The organism is Vibrio sp. V43_P6S15P86 (assembly GCF_009904725.1).
GTDB lineage: Bacteria > Pseudomonadota > Gammaproteobacteria > Enterobacterales > Vibrionaceae > Vibrio > Vibrio diabolicus.
In genome coordinates this window covers 1-6370 of sequence record NZ_WXWT01000473.1, presented here as the reverse complement: position 1 = coordinate 6370, position 6370 = coordinate 1, and the positions used below count along the sequence as shown (strand labels likewise).

Annotated in this window: 8 protein-coding genes; 2 read left to right on the top strand and 6 right to left on the bottom strand. The window is 43.9% G+C overall.

What is annotated here, in order from left to right; genetic code table 11:
• Nucleotides 1-82: 82 nt before the first annotated feature.
• The gene (locus CAG69_RS21230; RefSeq protein WP_161446110.1) at nucleotides 83-1453 is read right to left on the bottom strand and encodes an L-serine ammonia-lyase; all 1371 of its coding nucleotides are present in this window, start codon (nucleotides 1451-1453) and stop codon (nucleotides 83-85) included.
• A gap of 131 nt (nucleotides 1454-1584) precedes the next feature.
• On the opposite strand from CAG69_RS21230, the gene CAG69_RS21225 reads away from it, so the two are divergent.
• Nucleotides 1585-2427 carry a YdcF family protein gene (locus CAG69_RS21225; RefSeq protein WP_161446109.1) on the top strand — a complete coding sequence of 281 codons (843 nt, stop codon included), beginning with the start codon at nucleotides 1585-1587 and terminating at the stop codon, nucleotides 2425-2427.
• Here the strand turns inward: CAG69_RS21225 and CAG69_RS21220 are convergent.
• Nucleotides 2417-3073: a hypothetical protein gene (locus CAG69_RS21220; RefSeq protein ID WP_161446107.1), complete on the bottom strand. Its 657-nt coding sequence runs from the start codon at nucleotides 3071-3073 to the stop codon at nucleotides 2417-2419. The genes CAG69_RS21225 and CAG69_RS21220 overlap by 11 nt on opposite strands.
• Nucleotides 3074-3321: 248 nt before the next feature.
• Nucleotides 3322-3588: a putative hemolysin gene (locus CAG69_RS21215; protein ID WP_005395313.1), complete on the bottom strand. Its 267-nt coding sequence runs from the start codon at nucleotides 3586-3588 to the stop codon at nucleotides 3322-3324.
• A 278-nt stretch (nucleotides 3589-3866) separates the two neighbouring features.
• Between CAG69_RS21215 and CAG69_RS21210 the strand changes: the two genes are divergently transcribed.
• Nucleotides 3867-4385, top strand: a complete 519-nt coding sequence (locus CAG69_RS21210; protein WP_005395311.1) for an NUDIX hydrolase — start codon at nucleotides 3867-3869, stop codon at nucleotides 4383-4385.
• Nucleotides 4386-4821: 436 nt separating this feature from the next.
• Here the strand turns inward: CAG69_RS21210 and CAG69_RS21205 are convergent, their stop codons facing one another.
• The 3 genes from CAG69_RS21205 to flgM are packed head-to-tail and all read right to left on the bottom strand — an operon-like array spanning nucleotide 4822 to nucleotide 6288.
• Nucleotides 4822-5568, bottom strand: a complete 747-nt coding sequence (locus tag CAG69_RS21205; protein ID WP_161446105.1) for a lytic transglycosylase domain-containing protein — start codon at nucleotides 5566-5568, stop codon at nucleotides 4822-4824.
• Nucleotides 5549-5986, bottom strand: coding sequence for a flagellar export chaperone FlgN (gene flgN / locus CAG69_RS21200; RefSeq protein WP_161446103.1), 438 nt, complete (start codon nucleotides 5984-5986; stop codon nucleotides 5549-5551). The genes CAG69_RS21205 and flgN overlap by 20 nt, the downstream gene beginning before the upstream one ends.
• Nucleotides 5987-6006: 20 nt before the next feature.
• Nucleotides 6007-6288: a flagellar biosynthesis anti-sigma factor FlgM gene (flgM, locus tag CAG69_RS21195; RefSeq protein WP_005395308.1), complete on the bottom strand. Its 282-nt coding sequence runs from the start codon at nucleotides 6286-6288 to the stop codon at nucleotides 6007-6009.
• Nucleotides 6289-6370: the final 82 nt, after the last annotated feature.

Genomic DNA, 6370 nt, shown 5'->3' with positions numbered 1-6370 from the left:
CTGGTAAATAAAAAGAGGTCTTGCGAGAAAGGAAATTGCTGACGAAGTGCATCGCCAGCAATGATATAGCGGGCTTATTTGACTATTCGCATGGCGGTGCCATATGAATGACGGCCAAGCCACCTAAGGAAGTTTCACGGTATTTTTTGTTCATATCTTTACCAGTTTGATACATGGTTTCGATAACTTTATCTAATGAAATAAGGCATTTGCTCGTGCGCTTTAATGCCATACGTGAGGCATTAATGGCTTTCATTGCGCCCATGGCATTTCTTTCAATGCAAGGCACTTGAACCAAGCCGCCGATCGGGTCACAAGTCATTCCTAATGAATGCTCCATCGCAATTTCCGCAGCAATACAAATCTGCTCGTTACTGCCGCCTCTGAGTGCCGTTAAACCAGCGGCTGCCATGGATGAAGATACCCCGACCTCTCCCTGACAACCCACTTCGGCGCCGGAAATTGACGCGTTAGTTTTGTATAAGATGCCGATAGCGCCAGCGACTGCAAGAAAATCTTTCAGCTGTTTAATATCAAGCTCTTTGATGAAGCGATGGTAGTACATCAATACCGCCGGAATCACCCCCGCAGCGCCATTAGTTGGAGAAGTAACGACTTGTCCGCCAGCTGCATTTTCTTCGCTAACCGCAAAGGCAAAGAGGTTAATCCAATCCATGATCTCCATTGGATCATTCTCAACTACAGCGTTGGCTTCGAGCTTCTTCAAAAGGTTTGGTGCACGACGAGTGACATTGAGACCACCTTCTAAAATCCCTTCCGTATCGAAGCCACGTTGCATGCAGAGCGACATCACTTTCCAAATTTGCTCTGCTCTTTGGTTAATTTCTTCGTCTGAGCGAAATGCGAGTTCGTTTTGGAGGATCATGCCTCCCAAGCTGAAACCGTTCGTCTCGGCTTTTTCCAGCATCTCATCTGCGGATGTAAACGGAAATGGTACTGCGACCTCATCTTGTTGCGTGCCGTTCTCTAGTTCGTCGGCGGTGGCGATGAATCCGCCCCCAATGGAGTAATAAATTTCAAACGCTACTTGATCTCCAGCAGCGTCTAATGCCGTAATCGTCATGCCATTTTCATGCAAGGGAAGGTTGTCGCTATGAAAGACGATGTCATGGTCGTAGCTAAACTCAATCTGGTGTGTACCGGCGAGCATGAGCGTATTATTGTCTATGGTATTTTGTAGCGCACTTTTGGCACTGCTCATTTTGATGGTATCGGGTTTATTTCCCATCAAACCAAGGACAGTGGCTCGGTCTGTGTGGTGCCCTCTACCAGTGAGCGATAATGAGCCATAAAGGTCCACTTGCACCCGATGCACTTTCGCCATAGAGTCGCTAACTAGTTGAGTGAAATGGAATCCGGCAAGCATAGGACCATTAGTGTGGGAGCTAGAAGGCCCGACACCAATCTTAAATATATCGAAAATCGACAGCATAATTGACTTCCTTTAGCAGTGAACCTTTATAAAGGTCTCTAGAACAGAGTTGTTAACTAGATGTTAAAGCCTGTAGGCCGGGAGTGAAAGAAGATTTTTGTAACACTGCCAACTAAGCGCGAGATTTTGAAATGAAGTTAGACAATGTGGTCATTGTTTTAGGTAAACGCCTCGTCAATAGCAGATTGACCGTTGAAGGGGTAACAAGAGTCGAAGCCTTATCTAATACGATTGCGTCATTGCCGACAGAGCGAACGGCGATTATTTTTTGTGGTGGATTAACGCAAGGTCAACGCATTTCTGAAGCAGATGCAATGTACAGTTATTTTAAATCTCTAAATGCGGTCGCTGTGCATCCGTTCCCTGAACATCAAGTACTTTTAGAAAATCGCTCTTTGAATACGTTTCAGAACATGCGTTACGCTTCTCGTGTTTTGTGTGATAATGGTTTGTTCCAGTTATGGTCAGCGCGTCCGGTTGAGGTCACCTTGTTGTCGAATGACTACCACCTTGAGCGAATCATAGAAATCCAAACCTTGATGGATGAGCAGGGATTATTACGAGTACTAAAATCTGAGTGCGCATCCATGGGCGTTACTCTCAACTTACCATTAGATATCAACAAACATATCAGCGTACCATACCCACATAAAGGGCCTATGGCAGCGGCATTTTTATTACTGGATGAACTCACGACTTACCGAGTTTATTTAGAAGGGGTCAAGCAGGGAGCATTTTTACGAGACTTATCGGTTGTCCGAAAGAAGCCGCTTATGATCGCGAGACATGCCATTCAGCAATTGCTCGCTTTACCACTCGATAAAGATAGTTTGCAACAGATTGAAGACATGAAAAAGGCCGTCGAAATGACTGCCTTGGATGAATCTGTAGGAGCTGCGGAACAAGCGTTAAGGATCGTTCATCCGATATTAACTGCATTGAACCGCCGCTTGGATCCTGAGTCTATTCATTAAGTTCGCGTTTTGTACGGACTGCGCTCAATGCGATCAAACAGTAGCAAAGGAGTTCCATGCCTTCTTCCGAAATATTTTTAACATCACGGATGTAGTTCTCGTCCATCACTTGTTGCCAAAAACTGCCCATGCCATACAAGCGAGAGAAGACCAACAATAGCATCACGGCACCAATTAACAGTTTCATGTGGGGCACCGTTAAGATGGTCGCCATTTCGTTCATGGTACCTTTACCACCTTGGTAAGCTTTGGAGCAAGCCAGTGCGGTTACAGCGAGCGCAGGGAAAACCCAAGAACCATGACGAATCATGTCTGTCCAATAGTCTGTTTCACGAATAATGAGCACCGCGAAAAAGCCGGCAATCAAAATGGCCGCATGCTTTAGCTGAGGCTGTTGTTTAGATAGGCTAAAAAATGACCATGATGCAATCGCGAGCATCACAAGCTGGAGTGTTTCTGTTATGGAAAGCTCACCAAGGCTTGAACCCAACACGACATAATCAAGGCGAAGACTGAGGTTAACGAGAATACTGATAGCGACAATCATCAATGCGCTTAAACTCGATTTATAAATGATGCGCTTTGACTCTTCAGTAACAACGTTGCTTGGGGCTGACTCGGCTTCTTTTACTATTTGTGTTTTCATCTTGCTCACCTGTTCCAGAAAATGTGGAAGAAATGTGAATTAGTGTGATCTGTGTTTGGGATTTTATTGTCCAAGTGGAAAGTTATGTCAGAGGAATGTCAAGAATAGAACACTGTTCGATATAGTATCGATGTGCGGTAAAGTCAGAGGTATGTAAAAATGAAGTGAGAAAGTTTTGATAAATCAAATAAAAAGGAGCCTAAAGGCTCCTAAGTGATAGAGGGAATCTGACGTGTCGACAAAAAAATTTAGTAGTCGCCACTCTCACTTTCTTTATGATTGTCGCGATAGTATTCCCATTGCTCGACACGATTATCGTCAGACAGCACGCAGTAAGTCACACGTTCGCCATTTTCCGAAACGGTATCCAACTCACCACCTTGCTGAACACAGTAAACGGCTGCAGGATTTGCGACGGAGGTATACTCAGTCGAGCGAGTGGCACCTTCGTAAGTTGAACAACCAGCCAGTACCAACGTTGCAGCCATAGCCATCATTAAATTTGTCTTTTTCATTCTTTATCTCCGCATGGGGTGGGCGAGTATTGTATTGATTATAGGCAACTTTCAGAGATTATTGTCTTATCGATGTTAAAAGTAAGAGGGACGTATAAGAATTTAGATATTCTCATCTTTTACTGGTTATCACGTCACACTTCTATTTGTTGCGGATTGTTACGAAGGTTAGAACCGTTGCGTTCAAACCAATGTCTTGAACGCATTTGGACCGACAACGATGATTTAAAGCGTGAAGTTCGGTAATATGCGCGCAAAACATGACAGTGGTATTTTCGATGAGACACTTAAAATCGACCGTTCATCCGGACATTGAGCACTTGGACGACAAAATTATTTTCCAGCGCAATGCGGCACGCGCCATCGTACTAGATGGTGAAGATGTGTTATTGCTCTATACAGAGCGTTACCATGACTACACTTTGCCAGGTGGTGGTATTGATGATGGTGAAGATGTGATTGCTGGACTAGTTCGTGAACTAGAAGAGGAAACCGGCGCGCAGAATATCCATGGTATTAAGCCTTTCGGAATCTTTGAGGAGTTTCGTCCTTGGTACAAAGACGACGCTGACGTAATGCACATGGTGTCGTATTGCTATACATGTAAAATCGATCGTGAGTTAGGCGAAACGGCTTATGAAGACTATGAAGTTAAAAATGGAATGCGTCCAGTATGGATGAACATCCACGAAGCGATAGCGCACAATGAAAAGACCATGGCAGAAAGCCCAAAAAAAGGCATGAGCATCGAGCGCGAAACGTTTTTGCTTCAGTTGATTTCTAAAGAATTACTATAAATAACTTAGCTCGCCTCATAGTGACTTACCCACTCGTTGCTCTGTTGATAGGTCAGCTTTTAAATCGATAAAAAAAGTCCGGACTCCCCCCCGGAACCCGGACTTATTCCAGACGCGCAAGCGAAGCGTCATCTTGATATTTTAAATTTGTTTCGAACTATGAAAACAATAGCTGTTTTACATTTAGTGTGTAAATAATTATTAGGTCCAACCATTGGTTTTCATGTTTTTTGCAAACGCAATGTGACGCATATCTACCCAATTGGCAAGCGCAATTTGGGTACCTTTTAATAAACCACTACTCTTTCTTATCTTTGAGATACCTTACCTCAACTTTTTTGCACACGTTTGCATAGAGATCACGAGTTTTCAAATTTGCCGAACACGATCTTGTAATTTTACGTTTTTCTGACATTGGATTTTGTCGTGATTTTTATCACAAATTGACCAACGGAGGTAGTGGACTAAAGTCGATCAGCGGTTGCGAAACCATCGGAGCATCTGAAGTAAATAAGAGAAAAGGTTGAAATGATGAGGATTGTAACTGACCGATATCTATCAACTTTTCCAGAGCGAAGAATCGACTAACGTATTGGCGAGTCTCTTTAGGTAGTGTGAGTTTCTGGAAGTCGTTACTGCCTGCTCGCTGAATAGCGCGTGCGACACGCCCTTCGCCTGCATTGTAGGCCGCTAATGTCAGCGCCATGTTTTGATCGAATTTGTTGTATAAAAACGTCAGATACTTGAGTGCTGCAGCTGTGCTTGCTTCTGTGTCAAAGCGATCGTCTTGTTTTGTATCTACAGTCAACCCGAATCGTTGAGCTGTTGCTGGTATCAGTTGCCAAAGTCCGGCGGCGTTGGCATGAGAAACGGCTTTGGGGTTGTAAGAGGATTCCAACATTGGCACTAAGGCTAGACTCTTTGGTAAAGAGTGGCTTTGCAGTTGTTTGAAAATGTGATGAATCACCGGACTGGATGAATCGAGACGCTTGGCAATTTGTGGCTTGTATGGGGCTAAAACTTGATATTGCGTTTGAATATCAGCTGAGCTTGGTTTCGCCTGGCAGGTGATTGAAAGGCAGGATAGTAAGGCGATAAAAATAAAAAGGCCTACAGTACTCAGCCGAGATGGCGACTGAATCTGTAGGCAAGACGAACATCGTTTAGAACGATTTATCTTCATAAGTGTGTTGCACAGGTTGTTTGAGTTGACTGACCAACTCATGGAACGCCGCAGAGCTGTGGCCATTGCTCTGATTGTATTGTTGGCACTGACTTACCAACGTTTCCAATAGCGCCCATTGTTTTCTAGCTTGCATACCTATTTGGGCAGGCAAAGCATTGAAAATTCGTTTTACGCTGGCGTCATTACACGCTAACCCCAGCGCTCGCATACACTGGCTTCTATCACTGGCTGAGCGGCTAAGTTTATTGAGTATTGGCATTTGTTTCTGAACATTATTGCTCAGTGCCTCACCATCAAACTTTAAGTACAACGTTTTTTGCTGTTGAAGCAAAGGGATAAGTTGTTGATAGAGCTTGATATCCTCAGGTATTGAGCGAATAAATTGTTGAATTCGCTGCGATACTGTGCTTGCCATGATCTCTTCCTAGTGTGTTATTACTCGTGACCTGTATGGAATTGCATGATCGCCTTTGATAGTGCTTTTGTATCTAGGCTAAGTTCGCCACGCGCTAATGCGTTACGTACTTGTTCTACTTTTTCCATATCAACATCAGGTAGTGATGCCATTTCAGCTTGAGCGCGATCTATCGCTACGGTATTCGCTTGAAATGCAGGCTCGTGTACTTTGCTCTGTTCGACGATGTCGACAGGCTGTTTGCTTGCTTGCTGTAATTTTGTTTGTGGGACATGACCGCCCGCGACTTTGTCGATTTTCATGCTGTGGTCCTCATCATCATGTTCTAAATTAAGTAGGCGGTTAGGATGTGATAAACATTAAATATTTTTTTTGTACTCGAAA